Below are 21,786 nucleotides of genomic sequence, written 5' to 3' on the forward strand. Positions count from 1 at the left end.
CCTCGTTCCCTGTCAACGCCTCGGGCGGCCACCCAGGCCAAGCCAGCTTAGAGCCCTGGCGAAGGGTCCGGGGCCACGGACGGCCAGGGCCTCGGCGGCGCCGGGCTCCCGTTTGGCGAAGGACAACAACATGCCGAGTGCCGCCAGCGTCGGCAACAGGGCCGACCCTCCGTACGACACCAGTGGTAGGGGGATACCCGTGATCGGGAAGACCCCGATCACCGCCCCGATGTTCACGATCGCCTGACCTGCGATCCACGCCACCGAGGCCGCGGCGGCCAGCCTGATGAACGGGTCGGTCGTCCGTGAGGCGATCCGCAGTCCGGCGTACCCGAGCAGGCCGAAGAGCGCGACGACGACGAGCGTGCCCATCAGGCCGAGCTCCTCGCCGAGAATCGAGAAGATGAAGTCGCTCTCCGCGTGGGGCACCCAGTCCCACTTCTGCCGGCTGCTGCCGAGGCCGAGGCCGAACCAGCCTCCCGAGCCCATCGCGATCTGTCCCTGCGCCGCCTGGAAACCGGCGCCCTGCGCGTGCTCCCACACGTCCAGGAAGCCCGTCAGGCGCTCCATGCGGTACGGCTCCACCATGATCATGATGACCGTGGCGAGCACCAGGAGCGCGAGCACGCCGCCGAACAGCCGCACCGGCGCGCCGACCACCCACAGCAGCGCCAGGAAGATCAGCATGAGCACGATGGTGGTGCCGAGGTCGCGGCCCAGCATGACCAGGATCGCGATGATCGCCGTACCGGGCATCAGCGGGATCAGCAGGTGCCGCCACTCGATCCGGCCGGCCCGCGCCTTCCGCGCGAGCAGGTCGGCCCCCCACAGCGCGAGGCCGAGCTTGGCCGGCTCGGAGGGCTGGATCGAGAAGGGCCCGATCGCGATCCAGCGCTGGGCGCCGAGCAGCTCCTCACCGATGAAGATCACCATCAGCAGGCCGATGATCGAGATGCCCATCAGCGGATACCCGGCCAGCCGGAAGAACCGCTGCGGCATCCGGGAGCAGATCCACATCAGCGGGATGCCGATCGCGACCGACATCGACTGCTTGATGAACCAGTAGAACGGGTTGCCGGTCTTCTGCAGCGCCTCGATGCTCGACGCGGACAAGACCATCATCAGGCCGAGGGCCAGCAGCAGGGCGCTGCAGCCGAGCACCAGGTAGTAGGACGTCAGCGGGCGGCTCAGCAGTTCCCTGATCCCCGCGAGATGCGTGCGGGACCAGCCGGCGGGAGCCTCCTCCGCCTGCTGCGCCGTCACCCTTCCGCCAGGCGGTGGACGGCTCGCGCGAAGGCCTCCCCACGCGCTCCGTAACTGGCGAACATGTCCAGCGACGCCCCGGCGGGGGCGAGCAGCACGGTGTCTCCGGGGGAGGCCAGCCGGGCGGCTTCGGTGACGACACGGTCCATGACCCCAGTGTCTTGCCCGGGCACCTCCACCACTGGGACATCCACGGCGTGTCGCGCCAATGCCTCGCGGATTCGCTCCCTGTCGGCGCCCAGGAGCACCGCACCCTTCAGGCGCGGGGCGGCCCGCCGTACGAGGTCGTCCACGTCCGCGCCCTTGAGCTGGCCGCCCGCGATCCAGACGATCGACGGGTAGGCCGCGAGGGAGGCGGCCGCGGCGTGCGGGTTGGTGGCCTTGGAGTCGTCCACGTAGTCGACGTCGCCGGCCCTCGCCACGTGCGCGATCCGGTGGGGATCGGGGACGAAGTCGGCCAGGCCGCGCCGTACCGCCTCGGCGGGCACGCCGTAGGCGCGGGCGAGCGCGGCCGCGGCGAGCGCGTTGGCCACGTTGTGCGGCGCGAACGGGCGGACGTCGGCGAGGGAGGCGAGTTCCTCCCCCTCGTTGACGGGGTCGGCCACGAACGCCCGGTCGACCAGGAGGTCCTCGACGACGCCGAGCTGTCCCGGCCTCGGCACGCCGAGCGTGAAGCTCACCCGGCGCGGACCCCGTTCGTACGGCGCGGCCAGCCGGGCCGACCACTCGTCGTCGGCGTTGTAGATGACGATCCCGGCGTTCTCGAAGATCCGGGCCTTGGCCGCGGCGTACTCCTCCAGTGAGCCGTGCCAGTCGATGTGGTCGGGCGCGACGTTGAGTACGGCCGCCGCCATCGGCTCGAGGCTGGACGACCAGTGCAGCTGGAAGCTGGACAGCTCGACGGCGAGCACGTCGTACGGCTCGCGGACGGCCTCCACGATCGGCAGGCCGACGTTTCCGGCGGCGAGCGCCCGGTTGCCCGCCGCGGACAGGATCGAGGTGAGCATCCGGACCGCGGTCGTCTTGCCGTTGGTGCCGGTGAGCGTGAGCCAGGGCGCGGCGGAGCCGTCCGACGCGCGCAGGTGCCACGCGAGCTCGACCTCGCCGATGACGGCGATCCCCGCCTCGGCCGCCGCGACCAGCAGCGGGTGGTCGGGACGCCATCCCGGCGAGGTGATGACCAGCGACGTCCCCTCGGGCAGGACGGGCTCTCCGAAGCGCACCTCGATCCCGGAGGCCGCCAGCTCGGCGGCGGCGGCCCGCTGCCGCTCGCCGTCGATCGCCTCCAGGACGATGACCCGCTCCCCGCTTCCGGCGAGGCCGCGGGCGGCGGCCGTGCCGGACACCCCCAGCCCGGCGACGACGACACTCACTGTTTGGGCATCCATTCGAGGTAGAACAGGCCGAGTCCGGCGGCGACGCAGAGCGCGGCGATCAGCCAGAAGCGGACCACGATCGTCGTCTCCGCCCAGCCCGACAACTCGAAGTGGTGCTGGAGCGGAGCCATCCTGAAGACGCGTCTCCTGGTCATCTTGAAGAAGCCCACCTGGATGATCACCGACATGGTGATGATCGCGAACAGGCCGCCCAGGATGACGAGCAGTAACTGCGTGCGGGTGGTGAAGGCGAGACCGGCGATCACGCCGCCCAGCGCCAGGGAGCCGGTGTCCCCCATGAAGATCTTGGCCGGCGGGGCGTTCCACCACAGGAAGCCGAAGCAGGCGCCGAGGACCGCCGCGGCGACCACGGCCAGGTCGAGCGGATCGCGCACCGAGTAGCAGTTGGGGCCGAGCAGCAGCGTGCAGCTGTTGCGCAGCTGCCAGTTGCCGATCAGCACGTACGCCGCGAGGACGAGACAGGTCGCGCCGGAGGCCAGGCCGTCGAGGCCGTCGGTGAGGTTCACCGCGTTGGAGAAACCCACGATGAAGAACAGCACCCAGATCGTGAAGCCGAGCAGGCCGATGGACGGGCCGAAGTCACGCAGGAACGACAGCTTCGTCTCGGCCGGGGTGATGTCGTAGCCGTTGGGGAACCGGACGACGAGCACCGCGAAGATGGCGCCGACGATGAGCTGGCCGGCCGCCTTCGCGCCGCTGCGCAGACCGAGGCTGCGCTGTTTGTAGATCTTGATGAAGTCGTCGAGGAAGCCGACCAGGCCGAGCCCGGTCATCAGGAACAGCACCAGCAGCGCCGAGGCGGTGGGCGGCTCGACCCGGCCGGACAACGCCGTCGACAGATGGGCCGTGAAGTAGCCGATCAGCGACGCGATGACGATGACGGTGCCGCCCATGGTGGGCGTGCCCCGCTTGTCGTAGTGCCCGGAGGGACCCTCCTCGCGGATGTTCTGCCCGTACCCCCGTCTGGCGAACAGCCGGATGGCCAGGGGGGTGCCGGCCATCGACAGCAGCAGCGAAATCGCAGCCGCGATGAGGATGTTCCTCATCGGGCGTCACCTCCGAGGATCGCCGCGGCGACCCGTTCGAGCCCGGCCGCGCGCGGCCCTTTCACCAGCACCACATCGCCGGGCGCCAGCCGTGCGGTCAGTTCCGCCGTGGCGGCCTGCACGTCGGGGACGTGCAGCGCGCCGGGGGCGCCCGCGAGCACCGGCCCGGCGTCCTCCCCCACGACGATCAAAGTCTCTAGCCCGGAGCCGGCGGCGAGCCGCCCGAGCTCCTCGTTCAGCGCGGCGCTGTCCTCGCCGAGCTCGCGCAGGGACGCGATCACGGCGAACCGCCTCCGCTCCCCCGCGATCGTCGCGAGGCTCTCGAAGGCGGCCCGCATCGAGTCCGGGTTGGCGTTGTACGCGTCGTTGATGACGGTGACGCCGTCCGCCCGGTCGGTGACCTCCATGCGCCATCGGCTTCGCGGCTCGGCCAGCGAGAGCTCCTCCGCGATCGTGGCCACGGGAAGCCCGAGTTCGTAGGCCGCCGCCGCGGCGGCCAGCGCGTTCTCCACCGCGTGCGCGCCGTACAGGCGCAGGCGCACCGGGGCCGCGCCGGTCGGCGTCCGCAGCGTGAACGACGCGCGGCCGCGCTCGTCGATCACCTCGTCCTCCGCCCGGACGTGCGCGTCGGGCGAACGCCCGAAATAGGTGACCCTCGCGCCGGTACGGCCGGCCATCGCGCGGACCAGCGGGTCGTCGGCGTTGAGCACGGCGACGCCGTTCGCGGGCAGTGCCTCGACGAGTTCGCCCTTGGCCTGCGCGATCGCCTCCTTGCCGCCGAACACACCGAGGTGGGCGGTGCCGACGTTGAGCACCACGCCGATGCGGGGCGGGGCGACGCTCGCCAGGTGGGCGATGTGGCCGACGTTCCTCGCGCTGAGTTCGAGCACCAGGAAACGAGTGGCCCGGTCCGCCTTCAGCACGGTCAGCGGGTGGCCGATCTCGTTGTTGTAGGAGCCGACCGGGGCGACGGTGACACCGATGCGCGCGGCGAGCCGGGCCATCAGGTCCTTCGTCGTCGTCTTCCCCGCCGACCCGGTGACGCCGGTCACGGTCACTTCGGGCATGTCGGAGATCACGGCCCTGGCCAGGTCGGCGAGCGCAGTCAGCACGTCGCCCACGATCACGGCGGGCGCCTCGACGGGCCGGGAGGCCAGGACGGCCGCCGCCCCCGCCTCGTGTGCCTGCCGGGCGAAGTCGTGCCCGTCCACACGCTCACCCTTGATCGCCACGAACAGCGACCCCGGCTCTGCGGCGCGAGAGTCGATCACGACGGGACCGTGCACCACGGCCCGGGGGTCGGCCATGCCGGTCAGGGCGCCCGAGGTGATCTCGGCGATCCTGGCCAGCGGCAACGGGATCATGCGTCTTTCCTGCTCTCTTTCGCGTGATCGGTCGAGTTCAGCAATCTTAGAAGTCGGCCCGAGATCGTATGACCAGGTGCCGGAAGGGCGCCCCGGTGCGGCCGGGTCCCCCGCCGTGGCCGCGATCACCCACGGACGGCTCCTTCGCCGGGCCGGCCGCCCTGCCTCCTCCGTACGGCCTGCGCCGCGACCTCGCGGTCGTCGAAGGGGATGACCTGGTCTCCGACGTACTGGCCCTGCTCGTGTCCCTTGCCGGCGACGACGACCACGTCCCCGGGCTCCGCGCGGGAGACGGCGAGGTCGATGGCGGCGGCGCGGTCCGGCTCCACGATCACGTGGCCGCGTTCCGCCTGCGGGAGTCCCCGCACGCCGTCGAGCATCGCCGCGAGGATCTCGAGCGGGTCCTCGGTCCGGGGGTTGTCGCTGGTGAGGATCGCGACGTCGGCCAGCCGCGCCGCCGCCTCGCCCATCATCGGCCGTTTGCCCTTGTCGCGGTCGCCGCCGCAGCCGAGGACGATGGTGAGCCGGCCACCGGGTCCGTCGTCCAGGACCGAACGCAGCGAGGTCAGGACCGACTCGACCGCGCCCGGCTTGTGGGCGTAGTCCACGATCACCTGGTAGCCGTCCGTTCCCGGCACCCGCTCCATGCGTCCGGGGACCCCGGTGAACGCGCCGACTCCCGCGACCGCTGACTGCAGAGGGATGCCCGCCTCCACGAGCGCCACGAGCACGCCGAGGGTGTTGGCCACATTGAACGGCCCCGGCAGGGACACCGACGCGTCGGCCTCGATCCCGCCGGGGCCGACGACGCGGAAGGCGCTGCCGTCGGAGCCCAGGCGCACGTTCTCCGCCCGCCACTCGGCCTCCGGCGCGCCGCACGCGGAGAAGGTGATCATCGGGATCCCGGCCAGGCGGACCAGTTCGCGGCCGTGGGCGTCGTCGACGTTGACCACGCCGATCCGGGCGAACTCGGGCGTGAACAGCCGGGCCTTGGTCGCGAAGTAGTCGTCGAGGTCGCGGTGGAAGTCGAGATGGTCCTGCGACAGGTTGGTGAATATCGCGACATCGTAGAAGACGCCGTCGACCCGGCCGAGCGCGAGGGCGTGGCTGGAGACCTCCATCGCGGCGGCGGTCACCTCCTGTTCCCGCATCAGCGCGAACAGGCCCTGCAGATCGCTCGCCTCCGGCGTGGTCAGCTCCGGGACGAACCGGACGTCGCCCGCGCGGATCTCCACCCCGCCGACGAGCCCGGTGCGATGCCCCGCAGCCCGCAGCCCGGCTTCGAGCAGGAACGTCGAGGTCGACTTGCCGCTCGTCCCGGTGACTCCGATGATCGTCATGCCGGTGGCCGGCCTGCCGTACACCCATGCCGCGACCTGGCCGAGCAGTGCGCGGGGGTCGGGCACGACCAGCACGGGCAGGCCCGTGGCGGCTGCGCTCTCGCGCCCGGCGTCGTCGGTGAGGACGGCCACGGCGCCCGCCGCGAGGGCGTCCGCGGCGAAGTCGGCGCCGTGCGCGGTCTTGCCGGGCAGCGCCACGTAGAGGTCGCCGCGCTGGACGCGGCGCGAGTCGATGGTCAGGCCGGTGACGGCTCCACGGGCCGGCCTTGTTCCGGGAGATGAGGCGCCGAGCAGGGTGGCCAGCCCGGAAAGGGGGCGGGCCGGAGCGGCCACAGGGCGCATAGAGGACGGGGGACGCACGGCGAGAGCGTACCGTCCCTCGTCACCCACCGAGGCGAAGGATGACATGCGGCGCCTTCGTCCCGGTAGGGGGTATCTTCCTGCTCTTCAACGCGAAGGTCATGACGTCCTTGAATACGGGGGCGGCCACCTCGCCGCCGTAATGACCGTTCTTCGGATCCTGGATGACGGCGAGCGCCACGAGCCGGGGGGCATCAGCCGGAGTGAATCCGACGAAAGTCGCAGTGTAGCCGCAGTATCCCTTGCACTTCTCGTCATACCGCATCGCGGTGCCCGTCTTGCCGGCGACCCGGTACCCGTCGATCGACGCCTCCGTGCCCGTGCCGTCGTGGCCGACGGCGGCCTCCAGCATGCCCGCGATCCCCTCGGCCGTGGTCTGGCTGACGACCCGCGTCCGCGCGGACGGGGTCGCAGGCACGAAGCGCCCGCGCTCGTCGGTGGTCCCGGCGACGATCGACGGGGTGATCCGGACGCCGCCGTTCGCGATCGTCTGGTAGACGCTCGCCATCTGGAGGGCGGTGACCGAGATGCCCTGGCCGTACGCGATGGTGCAGCGCTGGCTGCCCGACCAGTTCTGGTAGGCGGGCAGGAGGCCCTCCTCCTCCCCCGGGACCCCCGCGCCTGTCTTGGCGCCGAATCCGAAGGCGCGGAACATGTTGTAGAGCCGCTGGTCGGTGATCTGACGCGCGGCCATGATCGTGCCGACGTTGCTGGACTCGGCGATGATGCCGGTGAACGTCAGCGGCTCGGGCGCGTGCGCGTGCGCGTCGCTGATCTCCCGGTCCGCGCAGGTGATGTGGTCGGGGACCCGGAAGACGGTCTCGGGGGTGACCGCGCCGGACTCGATGGCGCCCGCCGCCGTGATCACCTTGTTGGTGCTGCCCGGCTCGAACACCTCGGACACGGCCCGGTTGCCCCAGTCGGCCTCGGGCACGGACTGCCAGGCGTTCAGGTCGACCTCGGGCGCGTTGGCCATCGCCACGATCTGCCCGGTCTTGACGTCCAAGACGATGACGCTGCCGCTGCGCGCCTTGCTCGCCTTCACCTGCCTGGCGATCGCCTGCTGCGCGGCGTACTGGATGTCCCTGTCGATCGTCAGCCGGACGTTCCTGCCCGGCACGGGCGCCTGGCGGCTGGTCCGCGTCATCGGGATGCGCTGGCCGTCGCCGCCGATCTCGACGCTCTGCTTGCCGTCCTGCCCGGCGAGGATCTTGTCGAAGGTCTGCTCGATCCCGGACAGGCCGTGCCCGTCGAACCCGACGAACCCGATCAGCCCGCCCGCCAGGGTGTCGCCCGGGTAGGTGCGGCGGTAGGTGTCCTTGGCGCCCACGCCCTTGAACCGGTAGCTCATGACCTTGGCGGCGCGTGCGGGGTCGACGCCCCGCGCGACCACGATGTACCGCTGCGTGGTCTTGGCAAGCTTGGCCGCTATGTCCTCTTTATTGAGGTTGAGCTCCAGGGCCAGCGTGGTCGCGATCTGGTCCCGGGTCGAGGGAGTGACGTCCGCCGGGTCGATGTAGATCTCCCGGGCGTCGTCGGTGATGGCGAGCGCCTTCCCGGCGACGTCGGTGATCGAACCGCGCCGCGCCGGCAACGTCTCCGGCTGGACGCGCTGCTGCGCCGCCTTGGCCTGGAGGACCTTCGAGTCCAGTCCCTGGAGCTGGATGAGCCTGCCGGCGAACAGCGACAACACGAACGCCATGACGACGAGCGCCGCGTTCAGCCTGCGGCGGGGGTTGCCCAGTCGCAGGACCGCCGGCGGGCGCGGCGGCGGCGCCGGAGGCCGTGGCGGGCGCGGCGGACGGCCGTCACCCGGTCCCTGCGCGCGGAACGAGGCGGCGGGTCCGGCGGAACCCGTGCGGCCCGGCTGGGTGCTCTGACCGGTACGGCCCGGCTGAGCGGTCGGACCGCCGCGACCTGGCACGGTCTGGCCGGACCGTGAAGGCTGTCCGGGACGGGCGTTCTGTCCGCCTCTCGTGGGCGCTTGGCCGGCACGGCCCGTCTGTCCCTGCTGCGCTCCCGGCTGACCGGCGCGCGACTGACCCGACCGGCCCGGCTGCCCGGGCGAGCCGGACGTGCCGTCGGCCGGGGAGCGCCCGGCCCCTGCGCCCTTGCCGTTGCCGGTCGCCTTGCCGTTGCCGGTGGCCTTGCCGGTGCCGGTGGACCGGCCGTTGGCCGACGTGCCGTTCCCCGCCGTGCGTCCTGTGCTGGACTTGCCGTTCGCCGCGGAGTCTCCTGCCGCCGCGCCCTTGCCCGACCCGGACGGCTTGGACGGCTTGGCGGGCTGCCCGGATGAGGACCGGCTCGGCCGCGGGGACGGAACCTGGTCGTCGCCGCCGAGGGGCCTGCCGCCCTTCCTGGGCCCGCGCTCCTCCGCGTGCTCGTCAGGATGCCCGGACCGCGGCGAGCGGCCCGGGCGTCCGGGGAGATCGGGACGGGGACGGCCGGACGGCCCGTCGGAGGGCCGCGCCGGGGAGCCCGGCGTCTTCCTGCCGCCGCCGGGGCCCTGGCCGCCGCGTCCCCCCGGACCCCCACCACCCGGACCAGGGCCACCGCGCCCGCTGGGACCGCCGCGGCCGGGGCCCGGGCTCCGGCCGCCGTCCTTCACTTGACCATGCCCTCTTCACGTGGCGTGGCGGCGTCGGCCGCCCCGACGGACGGACCCGTCTTGACGAAGCGCGGAGCCGAGGTGTCCTTCTCGACGCCGAGCGGCTTGGCGGCCTCCTCGATCGCGCCGGGCTGGTCCCAGACGCGCAGCTCGCCCTCCAGGGTCGCGGCCTGCTCGTGGAGCTGATCCGTGCTGGACCGCAGGTCGGTGAGCTTGAACGAGTCCTGAGAGAGGACGACGTTCAGCAGCAGCAGGGTCACCAGGCCGCCGCACATCAGGCCGACGACGAGCAACACGAACGGCGCCTTCGGCGGGCGCCGGAACGCGGAGCCCGCCGGCCGTACGCGCACGGCCGTCTGGGTCTCCGGCGTCTGCGTGCCCGACGGAGCGACCCGCTCGGGCGCGCCGGGGGCGAGGTTCCTGGCGCCCGCCGCGGGCGCGGCGTCGCCGGGCACCCGTGCCGGAGCGGGCCGCGTGGGCTGACCACGCCGCGGGGTCTCCGGCGCCGGCGCCGTGACCTGGCCGCGCCGCGCGCTCACCGGGGCCGGAGCCTCGGTCTGCGCGCGCCGTCCGGCCTCGGGGGCGGACACGCCGCCGCCCACCGGCCGGCCGGACCGCCTCGGCTGGGCCTGAACCCGCCGGGCCGCCGTCCTGCTCTCCTGCTCTGTCGTGCTCATCCCTGGCGGATCCTCTCTGCCGCCCGCAAACGGGCCGAGGCCGCCCGCGGGTTGCGGGCCACCTCGTCGTCGTCCGGGAGCTCGGCTCCCCTCGTCAGAAGGCGGAACCGTGGCTGGTGTGCCTCCAGCGGGACCGGCAGCCCCGGAGGGCCGGTCTCCTTGGTTCGCGCCGCGAGGACCTGCTTGGTGAGCCGGTCCTCCAAAGAGTGATAGGCGAGCACGACGGCCCGCCCGCCCAGCGCCAGGGCGTCGAGCGCGGCGGGAAGGGCCTCCTCCAGCGCCGTCAGCTCTCCGTTCACCTCGATGCGCAGTGCCTGGAACGTTCTCTTGGCGGGATTGCCCCCGGTCCGTCTCGTCGCGGCGGGGATCGCCGTGCGGACGAGATCGGCAAGTCGCTTGGTGGTCTCGATGGGGTTGCCGGCACGCTCCTTGGCGATGAGGCCGGCGACGCGCGACGCGAACCGCTCCTCGCCGTAATCGCGCAGGATGCGGGTGAGCTCGGCCACGGAGTAGGTGTTCACCACGCGCTCGGCGGTCAGCTCCTGCTCGGGGTCCATCCGCATGTCCAGCGGAGCGTCATAGGAATAGGCGAAGCCACGCTCCGCCTCGTCGAGCTGTGGCGAGGAGACGCCGAGGTCGAAGAGCGCGCCCTGGACCCGGGGCCGCCCGGCGTGCGCCAGCACGGCCGGCAACTCGTCCGAGACGGCGCGCACGATGGTCACGCGCCCGGCGTACGGCGCGAGCCGCTCGGTGGACCGCTCGATGGCGGTCGGGTCGCGGTCGATGCCGATGAGATGGAGGGCGGGGTGCGCCGCGAGCAACGCCTCGGCGTGACCGCCGAGGCCGAGGTTGGCGTCGACGACGACCGGGTCCGGCCCGGTGAGCGCCGGAGCAAGCAACTCCAGCACGCGATCGAGCATGACCGGAACGTGACCGCCCGAGTGCCCGAGTTCTGCCGACAACACTTCCACCCCCAACTTGGCCGCTTCGATGCTCGCGGATATGCGGCTGCCGCCGGTGAACCACTTCAGGTCCCCACCCATGCCGGTCCCCCCTCGCGGGACCGACCCGTCCGGCCAGGTCCCCATCCGCATCGCCTGCCGAGGCGCCTGACACCGGGGAAGGTGCATCAGATGCCGCGGGGAGCGGGTGGAGACCTCGCCGAACGTCACCGACGGGTCTTACGCAGAAATCACAGGATCCCTGGCAACACCTCCTCGGACAGATCGGAGAAGGCCTGCTCCTGGGCGGCCAGGTAGGTGTCCCATGCCTGGGCGTCCCAGATCTCCAGCCTGGTGTTGGCTCCGATCACCACGCAGTCGCGCTCCAGGCCCGCGTACTGCCGCAGGCTTGGCGGGATCGTGATGCGCCCCTGCTTGTCAGGAGTCTCGTCGGAGGCGCTGGCGAAGAAGACGCGGCTGTAGTCACGGACCGCCTTGGCGGTCACCGGCGCGGTGCGCAGAGCCTCGGTGATGCGCTGGAACTCCTCTACGGGGAAGACGTAGAGGCAGCGCTCCTGGCCTTTGGTGATCACAAGACCCTCCGCCAGCTCCTCACGATACTTCGCCGGCAGGAACAGCCGTCCTTTGTCGTCGAGGCGCGGTTGATGGGTGCCGAGGAACACCGGACCCACCTCCCGTGCCTTGCGGAGCGCTCAGCGCTGTAGCCCCTGCCCTCCACTGCGCACCACCATACTCCACTTCTCCCCACCGTCAACAGATTCAGACCGTGTCGGCATCGGTTTAGCGCCGCGTTTCCGCAGTTCAGAAAGGGTGGTGCGAAGTGGGGCACCCTGGACGCCCCACACCCTGTCACGGGCGTGTCCGCGTCCCGGAAACGGCGCCGAGACGCCGATTTCCCGCGCACCGCGTGAGTTCGGTGGAGGAAAGTGGAGCGGGCCATTGTCTCGGGATTCGCACGAAAGTCAGCCAAGCGGGAGAAGCCGTACGGGCAACAGGTCTCCGGTTCTTCCGGATTTCTGGACAAAGTCGACCGGGAACCCCACCGGTCATAAGGTCAGTACACAGAATGGAATAGCAACCTTTAACGCCCATTCTCAGGGACGCACCTTTAATGGAGGCCTGGTGGCAGCAACCCCCGACGTCACCGACGCGGAAACCCGGCTCGAGACTCTGGTCGACACGGCGAACCGGATCCGCGACGCGATCGAATCCGTGATCGAAGGCAAGAGCGACGTCATCCGCCTCACCGTCACCGTTCTCCTCGCCGAAGGCCATCTCCTGATCGAGGACGTGCCCGGTGTCGGAAAGACGATGCTGGCCAAGGCGCTGGCGCGCTCCATCGACTGCCCCGTCAGGCGTGTGCAGTTCACCCCCGACCTGTTACCCAGCGACATCACCGGGGTGAGCGCCTACAACCAGCAGACCGGCGACTTCGAGTTCAAGCCCGGCCCCGTCTTCGCCAACATCGTGGTCGGCGACGAGATCAACCGGGCCTCGCCCAAGACGCAGTCCGCCCTCTTGGAGTGCATGGAGGAGCGCCAGGTCACCGTCGACGGCGAGACCTACCGCCTGGAATCGCCCTTCATGGTCATCGCGACGCAGAACCCGATCGAAATGGAGGGCACCTACGCGTTGCCGGAGGCGCAGCGCGACCGCTTCACCGCGAAGATCGCGATGGGGTATCCCGAGCCGGCCGCCGAACTGGAGATGCTCGACGTCCACGGGGCCTCCCAGCCCCTCGACAAGCTCGAGCCCGTCGCCACGACGGCGGAGGTGCGCGCGCTGATCGAGGCGATCCGCGCCGTGTACGTGTCGCAGCCGGTCAAGAAATACGCCATCGACATCGTCGCGGCGACCCGGCAGTCCCCCGACCTTCTGCTCGGCGCCTCCCCCCGCGCCACTCTCCACCTGGTGCGCAGCGCCCGGGCGCACGCCGCGCTCTCGGGCCGCGACTACGTGATCCCCGACGACCTGCAGGACCTGGCGGGGCCCGTCCTCGCGCACCGGCTGCTGCCGAGCATGGAGGCCCTGGGCCAGCAGCGCCGCCCCGAGCAGGTGATCGACGAAGTGATTCGCCGCGTCCCGGTGCCGGACGTCAAGTAACGGAGGCCCGATGACGGGGTTGAAGGCTCTGACCTCGCGAGGGCGTTCGTTCCTCGCGTCGGGCGTCGCAGCACTGCTGTGCGCCTTCCTGCTGGGCGAGAGCGACCTGCTGCGGGTCGCCGTCCTGATCATCGCCATGCCGCTGCTCGCCTCGATGGTCGTGTCGCGCACCCGGTACCGGCTGCGCAGCACGAGGCGGCTCAGCCCGTCGCGCGTGGAGGTGGGCAACGACAGCATCGTGACCCTGCGGCTGGAGAACGTCACCCGCCTGCCGACGGGTCTGCTGCTGGTCGAGGACACCTTGCAGTACACGCTGGGCGCCCGGCAGCGGTTCGTCCTCGACAGGATGGAATCGCGCGGCATCCGGGAGATCGACTACCGGGTGCGTTCCGACCTGCGGGGGCGCTTCCCCATCGGTCCCCTGTCCGTGCGGATCACCGACCCCTTCGGGCTGGTGGAGCTGGCCAGGTCGTTCACCGTCACCGACACGCTGGTGGTGACCCCCCAGGTGATCCCGCTGCCGGCCGTGCGCCTGTCGGGCGAGTGGACAGGTGGGGGCGACAGCCGTACGCGGTCGGTGGCCGCGGCGGGCGACGACGACGTCGCCCCCCGCGAGTACCGCCAAGGCGACGACCTGCGGCGGGTGCACTGGCGGTCCACCGCGCGGCACGGCGAGCTGATGGTCCGGCGCGAGGAGCAGCAGTGGCAGAGCAGGGGCGCGCTCCTGCTCGACACGCGCAGGCACGCCCACCGCGGAACGGGACCTTCCTCCTCCTTCGAGGTCGCGGTCTCCGCGGCGGCCTCGATCGGGGTGCACCTGTCCCGTGAGGGTCTGGGGCTGCGCCTGGTCACCGACCAGGGCGCACAGCATCTCGCCGACGCGGGCGGCTCCTGGTCGCTGATCGACAACCTCTCCGTCGTACGGCAGAGCTCCACGCGTTCGCTCGAGCACGGGGTCACCGCGCTGCGCCAGGGGGCGGGCGACGGGCTGATCGTGGCGGTCCTTGGCTCGATCGACGCGGAAGAGGCGCGCTCACTCGCCAGGCTCAGGCATCCGGGTGTCACCGGCGTCGCGGTCATGCTCGACGTCGCCACGTGGGACGAGTTCCCCGACGAGACGGCGGAGGCCTCTCGCGCCGTGCTCTCCGGAGCCGGATGGCGGGTGCTCACCCTCCCTTCGGGCACGTCGCTCGCGGCCGTCTGGCCGGAGGCGGCATACAAGAGGAGCGCCGCATGAAACTCCCCATCGCCGCGGGCCTGGCCACGGCCGCGGTGTCGCTCACGCTCTACCCCCTGTTCGAGGGCGGGTCCTGGTTCTGGGCGAGCCTGGGGGCGATCATCGTCGTCACCGCCGTCGGCATGGGGGCCTCCCGCCTGTCCGCGCCCCCGTGGGCCGCCCCGCCCGTCATGGTCGTCGCACTCGGCCTCTATCTCACGGCCGTGTTCGCGGGCGACGAGGCCTGGATCGGATTCATCCCCACGAAGGACTCGGTGCTGCTGGTCGGCGAACTGTTCGGCAGCGGCTTCGACGACATCCAGCGGTTCGCCGCGCCCGTGCCGGCCAACGAGGGGATCACCCTGCTGACGGCGGGCGGCGTCGGGGTCATGGCCGTCCTCGTCGACCTGTTCACCGTACGGCTGCGCCGGGCCGCGCTCGCGGGGCTTCCGCTGCTGGCGCTGTTCACCGTGCCGGCGGCGGTGCTGACCGATCCGATCAGCTGGCCGGCCTTCATGATCGGGGCCTTCGGGTACGTCGGCCTCCTGGTGGCGGACGGGCGCGAACGGCTCGGCAAGTGGGGCAGGGCCGTGTTCGTACGGCGGACGAGGACCGTGACCGCGGACTCCGCGCCCGACACCGGGCGGCTCGCACTGTCCGGCAGGCGGATCGGTGTGACGGCGATCGGCCTGGCCGTCCTGCTGCCGGCCCTGCTGCCCAACCTCGCGCCCGCTCCCCTGTTCGCCTTCGGCGTCGGCAACGGCCTCGGTCCCGGCGGCGGCAACATCGGCATCCCCGACGCGATCGCCGAGCTCGGAGGCGAGCTGCGGCAGGAGGCGAACAACACCGTCCTGACGTACACCAGCAGCGACGACCAGCCCCGCTATCTGCGGATCTACTCGCTCGACGTCTTCGACGGGACGAAGTGGACGATCAACCCGCTCCGGGGACGCCCGGAGGACCGGGTGTCGGAAGGGCCGCTGCCCCCCGCTCCCGGCCTCGGCCCGACGGTCCCGGTGAAACGGGCCGAGACGCAGATCTCGATCAGTGACGACATCCGCACGCTGAGGTTCCTGCCACTGCCCTACCCGGCGACGCAGGTCGACGCCGACGGAGACTGGCGGGCCGACCGCAACTCCCTCATGGTCTTCTCCACCGACGACGAGGCGGCCGGGCTCGACTACCGCGTCGCGACGGGCGAGCCTCAGCCCACGCCCGAGCAGTTGGACCTGGCGGCCCCCGAACCCGACTCGGGCGGCCGGCGCTACCTCGACCTGCCTGCCGGGCTCGACCCCCGGGTGGCCGGCCTGGCGCAGCGGGTCACGGCCGGAGCGACGACCCGCTACCAGCAGGCGGTGAAGCTCCAGGAGTGGTTCACCCAGAGCGGCGCGTTCACCTACAGCTTGAAGGCGAGCGGCTCGGGCGGCGAGGCCCTGTCGCAGTTCATCCTGACCGACCGCTCGGGATACTGCGAGCAGTTCGCGAGCGCGATGGCGGTCATGGCGCGGATGCTCGGCATCCCGGCCAAGGTGTCGATCGGCTTCACCGGCGGCACGAAGATCGGCGACAAGTGGACGGTGCGCACCCACGACGCCCACGCGTGGCCGGAGCTCTATTTCGCGGGAGTCGGGTGGCTCCGCTTCGAGCCGACTCCCGGGGGCACGGCCGGGCAGGGAACGGCGCAGGTGCCGCAGTACTCCCTGCCGGTGACTCCCACGGCGAGCCCGTCTCCCGGCTCCTCACCGGGTGCCTCCGCGGGTCCGGACGACACCACCGGCGACTCGGCTCCCGCTCCCCGCAACCCCCGGGAGATCGAACGCGACCTCGGCAACCTGCCGATCGCCGCCGACCCGGGCACGCCCCTGTGGGTGAAGATCGCCATCGGAGTGGTGGCCGCGGTGCTGGTCCTGCTGATCCCCGCCGTCGTACGGCTGTCGTCCCGATACCGGCGCCGCAGGGTCCTGGACAAGGTCGCGTTCGCCGTACCCGATCCCGTCGGGCCCGATCCCGAGGCGGACGGGTCCGACGCGGACCTGATCGTGTCCGGAGACACCTCCGCGAGGAGGAAGCGGCGAGCCGTCGCCGCGGGCGCGTCGGAGCAGGTCGCCCCGGCCGTGGAGGCGGCCTGGGCCGAGCTGGGTGACACGCTGACCGACTTCGGGATGGCGCGCAGGCCGGGCGAGAGCCCGAGGGCCCTCGGGCGGCGGGTGGCGCAGACCCTGGGGACGGACCCGGGCCTCACGGCCTCGATCACCGCGATCACCTCGGCCGAGGAGCGGCGCAGATACGCCCGCTCGGTTAACGGGCCGAGCCCCGTCGCCGCGGATCTCAGGCAGGTGAGGCGGGCGCTCGCCGCGGCCGCGTCGAAGAAGCGGCGCCTGGGCGCGACGCTGGCGCCGGTGTCCACTCTGCTGCGTCTGCGCGCGCTCGGCGAGAAGGCGCTGGACGGTTTCGACCGGCTGGAGAACATCCGGCTCGTGGCGGGGAGATCCAGGAACGGGGCGGACGACACGATGGGGAACCGGACGGTGACGGTGCGAGACGGCATGGAGGATGAGGCCGGAGCGGGGCGGAGCCTCACCGGGTCCCGGCGCTAGCCGGGGGCGGCCTCACCGGGTCCCGGAACTGCTCCTGGGCGCCTGGCCGGGTCCCGGACCGGACACCGGCCGGGGCCCGCGGGCCCCGCACGGAGGTGCGGAGGAGCGCTCAGCGTTCGTCGTGACGACGGCGCCAGCGCTCCTCCATACGCTCCATGAAGCCCTGACGCTGCTGGCGGCGGCCACGGTTCTGCGTCGTGGTCCCGCCGCCCTCGCCTCCGAACCCGCTCATGCGCTTCCAGGCGGACAGACCCCACAGGCAGGTGGCGAGCATGACCACGAACCCGGCTACGCCGAGCGGGATCTGGTTCGCCACCGCGCCCACCATCAGCAGCACGACACCCAGTGCGAAGCCGACGGAGGCCTTCACCAGGCGCCGCTTGTAATGGCTGCGCGGGTCACTGATCCGGACGGTATTGGCCCACTTCGGGTCCTCGGCATAGAGGGCCTGCTCGATCTGGTCGAGCAAGCGCTGCTCGTGCTCAGACAGCGGCACGGCGCCTCCCAAGGACGGCCCCAGTTAGGGGAAGACGGCAACGGACGACACGGGGTGTCCGAACCTCGCGGTCGGTTATCCCCAGAATACGAGGCTGTAGACGTAGGCGAAAGAAAACGTCCAACGCGGTCCAAACCGGAGGTGACGTCATAGATCCATTGGACCAAACGGGCGCTGAACTAGCGAGGCCGGGCGGACCGCTTCTGGGCCGAATCTCCGAATCGCCTTATCCATCGCCTGTTCGGCCTCGCGCCAGCCCGTCTCCCTCTCGCCGAGACCGAGCTGACGGGTCGCCGTGGCCGCCGGCCGGAGGTTCTCCATGCGGACTCCGACCAGTCTGAGACGCACGCGATCCAGGCCCGCGGCCTCGTAGAGCTCACAAGATGTGGCGAAAATCTCCTTCGCGACATCCGTCGGCTCACGGAGCGTGCGCGACCGGGTGATGGTGGTGAAGTCGGAGCGGCGCAGTTTCACGCTGACCGTGCGGCCGACGTGGCCGGCCGCCCTGAGCCGGGACGCGACCCGCTCGGACAGCCGGAGCAACTCCCGCTTGATCACCTCGGGGTCGTCCACGTCGTGGGAGAACGTCTCCTCGTTGCCGATGCTCTTGTCGGGCGAGTGGGGCACCACGGGACGATCGTCGCGTCCCCAGGCGAGAGCCGACAGATGGGCCCCCGCGGCCCCGAATTCGCGCTGGAGCGTGGAAACCGGCACCTGGGCCAGATCCCCCACCGTCCGGATGCCGAGCCGTACCAGGGCCTGTTCAGTGCGCTCCCCCACGCCCCACAGGGCGGCGACGGGAAGCGGGTGGAGGAACTCGACCTCCGCCGACGCCGGGACGACCAGCAGGCCGTCGGGCTTGCACTGGCGGGAGGCGAGCTTGGCCACGAACTTGCTGCCGGCGACGCCGACCGAGCAGGTGATGCCGTAGCGCTCCGCCACCTGCCCGCGGATCAGCTCGGCGATCACCGAGGACGAGCCGAGCCTGCGGCGGGCCCCGCCGACGTCGAGGAACGCCTCGTCCGAGGAGATCGGCTCCACCTCGGGGGTGATCGCCTGGAAGATCTCCATGATTCCCTTGGAGACCTCGGAGTACTTCCCGTGGCTGGGCGGGATGATCGTCGCCTGCGGGCAGATGCGGCGGGCCCGAGACATCGGCATCGCCGAGTGCACGCCGAACCGCCTGGCCTCGTAGGTGGCGCTGAGGACCACCCCGCGCGCGCCCGGCGCGCCGACGATGACCGGGGTGCCCTTCAGCTCAGGATGGTCGAGCAGCTCCACGCTGGCGAAGAAGGCGTCCATGTCCACGTGGAGGATCGGGCAGCCGCTGTCGTCGGCGGGGCCGCGGGGTGAAGGCTCCCGAGGCAGCAGCTGGTTCCGGGACACTCCGCCACCCTACCCGAACATGGTTGCGATAACCCGGGTTCACCCGAGCCGGATCCGGCCGCTTCTCCCGCGGCCGCCTCAACGGTAGGCGATGGCGTGGAGCTGGGTGGCGATGTCGCGCAACACGGGGTGGGCCGCCGCCGCCTGCTCCAGCGCGATCAGCGCCTCCGGGTCGTTCTCCGCCAGCATCCCCGGCACGAGATCGGCGAAGATCCGCACGCCGTGCACCTCTCCCACGGTGAACCCGGTCTGCGTGAGCAGCTCCGACAGGGCGTCGCGGGAGAACCTGCGGGGGGTCGGGTCGCGGTCGCCCCAGCGGCCCGACGGATCGGCGAGCACCCGACGGGCCTCGTCGAAGTGGCCCGCCAGCGAGCGGTGGATCGCCGTCGCGAACGGGTTGGCCGCGAGCACGCTCACCGCCCCGCCCGCGCGCAGGACACACCTGACGGCGCGGAGCGCGCCCGCCGGGTCCTCGACGTACTCGAGGACGCTGTGGCACAGCACCAGGTCGGCGCTGTCCGGCTTCAGGAGTTCGCCGAGATCGGCCGCGTCTCCCTGCAGGCCCTTGACGCCCACGCCGGTCTCGGCGGCGCGGCGCTCCAGGGCGGCCAACGAGTCGAGGGTCGGGTCCACCACCGTGACGGCGTGACCGAGCTTCGCGAGCGGCACGGCGAAACCGCCCGTGCCGCCTCCGGCGTCCACGATGTCGAGCGACTCGCGCCCGGTCGCCGCCACCCGGTCCGCCAGGACCGCGCGCAGCGCCTTCCACGCGACCGTCTGCCGCGGTGCGTCACGCACGCCCGGCCCTCCCTACTCCAGCAGTGCCCTTGTTACTCGCATTGTCGCGTGCGCCGCGCCCGGCCGCGCCCACGGCCCGCCGCGACCGGCCGGGGCACGCGGCGGTCCTAGAGCGACAGCGACGGCTTGAGCTGCTTGAACCGGGCGAGCAGGCCGTTGACGAACTGGGGTGACTCGTCGGTCGACAACTCGGCCGCGAGGTGCACCCATTCGCTGATGACCACGCCTTCCGGCACCTCCTCCGACGAGAGCATCTCGAAGGTGCCCCCGCGCAGGATGTTGCGGTCGACCGCCGGCATGCGCTCGAGCGTCCAGCCCTCGGAGTAGGTGGAGATCAGCTCGTCGATCCGGACCCGGTGCCTGGTCACGCCTTCGACCAGGGCGGAGGTGTACTCGTTGACCGGGGGATCCGATCGTTCGACCCGCTCGGCGAGCACGCTGAGCGGGCTCTCGCTCCGGGCCTCGGCCTCGAACAGGATGTCCAGCGCACGCCGCCGGGCCTTGCCCCGGGCCGACACCTCAGGCCCGACCGAGGTACTCGCCGCTGCGAGTGTCGACCTTGACCTTCTCGCCGGTGGTGATGAAGAGCGGGACCTTGATCTCCGCGCCGGTCTCCAGCTTGGCGGGCTTGGTGCCGCCGGTGGACCGGTCGCCCTGAAGGCCCGGCTCGGTCTCCGCGATGGTGAGCTCGACGGCCGCGGGCAGGTCGATGTAGAGGACGTTGCCCTCGTTGATCGCGACGGTGGCGAGCATGTTCTCGAGCAGGTAGTTGGCGGCGTCGCCGACGGCGGGCCGGGAGACGTGGAGCATGTCGTACGTCTCGGTGTCCATGAAGACGAAGTCGTCACCGTCGAGGTAGGAGTACTGCATCTCCCGCTTGTCGACGTTGGCGACGTCGACCTTGACGCCGGCGTTGAAGGTCTTGTCCACGACCTTGCCGGACGTGATGTTCTTGAGCTTGGTGCGGACGAACGCGCCGCCCTTGCCCGGCTTGACATGCTGGAACTCGACGACGGTCCAGAGCTCACCGCCGTCGAGCTTGAGCACAAGACCGTTCTTCAGGTCGTTCGTCGTGGCCACGTGTGGTCTCTTTCGCGTGCGGCTGCCCTACAGGACGAGCAGCTCCTTGGTCGTCAGTGTGAGGAGCTCCGGCGCGTCGTCACGCGTCACCAGCGTGTCCTCGATGCGCACCCCGCCCCTGCCCGGCAGATAGACCCCGGGCTCGACGGTGATCGGAACTCGATCCTCTAGTCTACCGGTCTTGTCAGGGCCGAGGAACGGTAGCTCATGGATCTCCAGCCCCACTCCGTGGCCTAGCCCATGCCCGAAATGTTCGCTGTGGCCGGCTTCGGCGATCAGGTCGCGCGCCGCCGCGTCCACCTCGCGCGCGGTCGCCCCCGGCCGTACGGCATGGCGCCCGGCCTGCTGGGCCTGCCGTACGAGCTCGTAGAGGTCCCGCTGCCAGTCGGCGGGCTCGCCGACGGCGACGGTGCGGGTCATGTCCGCGTGGTAGCCGTCGAAGAGCGCGCCGAAGTCCATCGTGACGAGGTCGCCGGACTCGATCGGGCGGTCCGACGGCGAGTGGTGCGGGATGGAGCCGTTGGGACCGGAGGCGATGATCGTGTCGAAGGCCGGCTTCTGCGCCCCGAGCTCCATCATGCGGAACTCCAGCCAGCGGGCGATCTCCCGCTCGGTCACGCCCGGCCTGATGCGCCCGATGACCAGCGAGAACGCCTCGTCGGTGATCGCGCAGGCGCGGCGCAGCGACTCGATCTCTCCCTCGTCCTTGACCCGGCGCACGGACTCGACGAGACCGCTGACCGGCGTCACGCGCTCGGCGCCGCCGAGGGCCGTGAACACCGACACCGGCATGTGGTCGGCCTCCACCAGCAGCCCGCCCCCGGATCCGGCCGCCCGCGCGGCGAGGACTCCGGCCACGTCGCGGTTCTCGACGAGCTCGATGTCGGGGCACCGGCGCCTGGCGGTCTCGATGTACCGGGAGTCGGTCGCGAGCACCGCGTGGCCCGAGGAGTCCACGAGCACGGCGGCGTTGGAGCTCGACAGGCCGGTCAGGTAGCGGACGTTGACGGGCCAGGTGACGAGGATCCCCGTGGCGCCGTGGTCGGGGAGTTCCGCTGCCAGGCGGGCGCGGCGGGAGGCATGAGACACGAAT

General features: G+C 71.5%; 18 protein-coding genes. 3 read left to right on the plus strand and 15 right to left on the minus strand.

Going from position 1 to position 21,786, the window contains the following annotated elements; all coding sequences use genetic code 11:
- Positions 1–12: 12 nt before the first annotated feature.
- The 9 genes from ftsW to mraZ all read right to left on the minus strand — a co-directional run bounded on the left by ftsW (position 13) and on the right by mraZ (position 11,679).
- Positions 13–1,263: a putative lipid II flippase FtsW gene (ftsW, locus tag Pka01_RS00810; protein WP_203880560.1), complete on the minus strand. Its 1,251-nt coding sequence runs from the start codon at positions 1,261–1,263 to the stop codon at positions 13–15.
- Positions 1,260–2,651 carry a UDP-N-acetylmuramoyl-L-alanine--D-glutamate ligase gene (murD, locus tag Pka01_RS00815; protein WP_203880561.1) on the minus strand — a complete coding sequence of 464 codons (1,392 nt, stop codon included), beginning with the start codon at positions 2,649–2,651 and terminating at the stop codon, positions 1,260–1,262. The genes ftsW and murD overlap by 4 nt, the downstream gene beginning before the upstream one ends.
- Positions 2,633–3,706, minus strand: a complete 1,074-nt coding sequence (gene mraY / locus Pka01_RS00820) for a phospho-N-acetylmuramoyl-pentapeptide-transferase (protein WP_203880562.1) — start codon at positions 3,704–3,706, stop codon at positions 2,633–2,635. The genes murD and mraY overlap by 19 nt, the downstream gene beginning before the upstream one ends.
- Positions 3,703–5,070: a UDP-N-acetylmuramoyl-tripeptide--D-alanyl-D-alanine ligase gene (locus Pka01_RS00825; RefSeq protein ID WP_203880563.1), complete on the minus strand. Its 1,368-nt coding sequence runs from the start codon at positions 5,068–5,070 to the stop codon at positions 3,703–3,705. Before Pka01_RS00825 ends, mraY begins: the two co-directional genes overlap by 4 nt.
- Before the next feature lie 125 nt (positions 5,071–5,195).
- Positions 5,196–6,752: a UDP-N-acetylmuramoyl-L-alanyl-D-glutamate--2,6-diaminopimelate ligase gene (locus Pka01_RS00830; RefSeq protein ID WP_203880915.1), complete on the minus strand. Its 1,557-nt coding sequence runs from the start codon at positions 6,750–6,752 to the stop codon at positions 5,196–5,198.
- A gap of 40 nt (positions 6,753–6,792) precedes the next feature.
- A complete protein-coding gene (locus Pka01_RS41765) occupies positions 6,793–8,472 on the minus strand; it encodes a peptidoglycan D,D-transpeptidase FtsI family protein (protein WP_203880916.1) in 1,680 nt (559 codons plus the stop codon).
- A gap of 902 nt (positions 8,473–9,374) precedes the next feature.
- Positions 9,375–10,055 carry a cell division protein FtsL gene (ftsL, locus tag Pka01_RS00840; protein WP_203880564.1) on the minus strand — a complete coding sequence of 227 codons (681 nt, stop codon included), beginning with the start codon at positions 10,053–10,055 and terminating at the stop codon, positions 9,375–9,377.
- Positions 10,052–11,098: a 16S rRNA (cytosine(1402)-N(4))-methyltransferase RsmH gene (gene rsmH / locus Pka01_RS00845; RefSeq protein ID WP_203880565.1), complete on the minus strand. Its 1,047-nt coding sequence runs from the start codon at positions 11,096–11,098 to the stop codon at positions 10,052–10,054. Before rsmH ends, ftsL begins: the two co-directional genes overlap by 4 nt.
- Before the next feature lie 149 nt (positions 11,099–11,247).
- Positions 11,248–11,679: a division/cell wall cluster transcriptional repressor MraZ gene (mraZ, locus tag Pka01_RS00850; protein ID WP_203880566.1), complete on the minus strand. Its 432-nt coding sequence runs from the start codon at positions 11,677–11,679 to the stop codon at positions 11,248–11,250.
- 460 nt (positions 11,680–12,139) lie between these two features.
- Here mraZ and Pka01_RS00855 point away from each other — a divergent pair, with 460 nt between their 5' ends.
- The 3 genes from Pka01_RS00855 to Pka01_RS00865 are packed head-to-tail and all read left to right on the plus strand — an operon-like array spanning position 12,140 to position 16,933.
- Positions 12,140–13,120 (plus strand): AAA family ATPase, encoded by a 981-nt coding sequence (locus tag Pka01_RS00855; protein ID WP_203880567.1) that lies wholly within the window; start codon positions 12,140–12,142, stop codon positions 13,118–13,120.
- A 10-nt stretch (positions 13,121–13,130) separates the two neighbouring features.
- A complete protein-coding gene (locus Pka01_RS00860) occupies positions 13,131–14,357 on the plus strand; it encodes a DUF58 domain-containing protein (protein ID WP_203880568.1) in 1,227 nt (408 codons plus the stop codon).
- Entirely contained in the window at positions 14,354–16,933 is a 2,580-nt protein-coding gene (locus tag Pka01_RS00865) for a transglutaminase TgpA family protein (RefSeq protein WP_203880569.1), read from the plus strand. Before Pka01_RS00860 ends, Pka01_RS00865 begins: the two co-directional genes overlap by 4 nt.
- A 109-nt stretch (positions 16,934–17,042) precedes the next feature.
- Here the strand turns inward: Pka01_RS00865 and Pka01_RS00870 are convergent, their stop codons facing one another.
- From Pka01_RS00870 to Pka01_RS00895, 6 genes are all read right to left on the minus strand, one after another.
- Positions 17,043–17,429 carry an SCO2097 family morphological protein gene (locus Pka01_RS00870; protein WP_203880570.1) on the minus strand — a complete coding sequence of 129 codons (387 nt, stop codon included), beginning with the start codon at positions 17,427–17,429 and terminating at the stop codon, positions 17,043–17,045.
- 147 nt (positions 17,430–17,576) lie between these two features.
- Positions 17,577–18,815, minus strand: coding sequence for a DNA polymerase IV (locus tag Pka01_RS00875; protein WP_203880571.1), 1,239 nt, complete (start codon positions 18,813–18,815; stop codon positions 17,577–17,579).
- A 78-nt stretch (positions 18,816–18,893) separates the two neighbouring features.
- Positions 18,894–19,613, minus strand: coding sequence for a methyltransferase domain-containing protein (locus Pka01_RS00880; protein WP_203880572.1), 720 nt, complete (start codon positions 19,611–19,613; stop codon positions 18,894–18,896).
- Positions 19,614–19,720: 107 nt separating this feature from the next.
- Positions 19,721–20,131, minus strand: coding sequence for a transcription antitermination factor NusB (gene nusB / locus Pka01_RS00885; protein ID WP_203880573.1), 411 nt, complete (start codon positions 20,129–20,131; stop codon positions 19,721–19,723).
- 1 nt (position 20,132) lies between these two features.
- On the minus strand, positions 20,133–20,693 hold the full coding sequence (efp, locus tag Pka01_RS00890) for an elongation factor P (protein ID WP_203880574.1): 561 nt from the start codon (positions 20,691–20,693) through the stop codon (positions 20,133–20,135).
- A 27-nt stretch (positions 20,694–20,720) separates the two neighbouring features.
- Entirely contained in the window at positions 20,721–21,782 is a 1,062-nt protein-coding gene (locus Pka01_RS00895) for an aminopeptidase P family protein (protein ID WP_203880575.1), read from the minus strand.
- Positions 21,783–21,786 lie beyond the last annotated feature (4 nt).

The sequence above is a fragment of the Planotetraspora kaengkrachanensis genome, assembly GCF_016862895.1.
In the GTDB taxonomy this organism is placed as follows: domain Bacteria; phylum Actinomycetota; class Actinomycetes; order Streptosporangiales; family Streptosporangiaceae; genus Planotetraspora; species Planotetraspora kaengkrachanensis.

Coding starts and splice junctions, on each gene's coding strand:
- murD (WP_203880561.1), bottom strand. CDS start 2,651: ATGGATGCCCAAACAGTGAGTGTCGTCGTCGCCGGGCTGGGGGTGTCC.
- mraY (WP_203880562.1), bottom strand. CDS start 3,706: ATGAGGAACATCCTCATCGCGGCTGCGATTTCGCTGCTGCTGTCGATG.
- Pka01_RS00825 (WP_203880563.1), bottom strand. CDS start 5,070: ATGATCCCGTTGCCGCTGGCCAGGATCGCCGAGATCACCTCGGGCGCC.
- Pka01_RS00830 (WP_203880915.1), bottom strand. CDS start 6,752: ATGCGCCCTGTGGCCGCTCCGGCCCGCCCCCTTTCCGGGCTGGCCACC.
- Pka01_RS41765 (WP_203880916.1), bottom strand. CDS start 8,472: ATGGCGTTCGTGTTGTCGCTGTTCGCCGGCAGGCTCATCCAGCTCCAG.
- ftsL (WP_203880564.1), bottom strand. CDS start 10,055: ATGAGCACGACAGAGCAGGAGAGCAGGACGGCGGCCCGGCGGGTTCAG.
- rsmH (WP_203880565.1), bottom strand. CDS start 11,098: ATGGGTGGGGACCTGAAGTGGTTCACCGGCGGCAGCCGCATATCCGCG.
- Pka01_RS00860 (WP_203880568.1), top strand. CDS start 13,131: ATGACGGGGTTGAAGGCTCTGACCTCGCGAGGGCGTTCGTTCCTCGCG.
- Pka01_RS00865 (WP_203880569.1), top strand. CDS start 14,354: ATGAAACTCCCCATCGCCGCGGGCCTGGCCACGGCCGCGGTGTCGCTC.